Source organism: Corallococcus sp. 4LFB (assembly GCF_046520365.1).
Taxonomy (GTDB): Bacteria; Myxococcota; Myxococcia; order Myxococcales; family Myxococcaceae; genus Corallococcus; species Corallococcus caeni.
Genome location: NZ_JBKGHJ010001205.1, coordinates 1 through 625, shown reverse-complemented (window position 1 = coordinate 625; position 625 = coordinate 1). Strand labels below are relative to the sequence as shown.

General features: G+C 67.2%; 1 protein-coding gene. It reads right to left on the bottom strand.

Annotation, left to right across the window (positions count from 1 at the left end):
• Nucleotides 1–602 (bottom strand): condensation domain-containing protein (locus tag ACLEQD_RS44945; RefSeq protein ID WP_410391998.1); only part of this gene is annotated, 602 nt, incomplete at its 3' end.
• Nucleotides 603–625 lie beyond the last annotated feature (23 nt).

Sequence of the window (625 nt, the reverse complement as noted above, 5' to 3'; positions counted from 1 at the left end):
CGCTCCAGCACCTGCTGACGCTCCTCGGCCTCCAGCAACGGCAGGCTCCAGAGGTCCGCGTCCGCGTCCTTCGCGATGCCCTCCAGCAGCATCCCGAAGTGGCTCAGCATCCGCTGCGCCGTCTCCGCGTCGTACAGGTCGGTGTTGTATTCGAGCGTCGCCGAGAACCCTCGGCCTGTTTCGGTCATCGCCAGCGTCAGGTCGAACTTCGCCGTCGTCCCTTCGGTCTCCACCGGACGAAGCACCAGCCCGCCCGGCAGCGCTTCTCCGCTACCGCTGGCCGCGTTGCGCAGGGTGAACATTACCTGGAAGAGCGGCGTCCGGCTCAGGTCGCGCTCCGGCTTCAGCTCCTCCACCAGCTTCTCGAACGGCACCTCCTGGTGCGCGTACGCGCCCAGCGTCGTCTCCTTCACTTGACGCAGGACCTGGCGGAAGGACTGGCGCCCCTCCAGCTTCGTGCGCAGCACCAGCGTGTTGACGAAGAAGCCGATGAGACCTTCCAGCTCCGTTCGATTGCGGCCCGCGATGGGCGTGCCCACGCTGACGTCCGCCTGCCCGCTGTACCTCGCGAGCAACACCTGCCACGCCGCGAGCATCACCATGAAGGACGTGGCCCCTTCCTGAC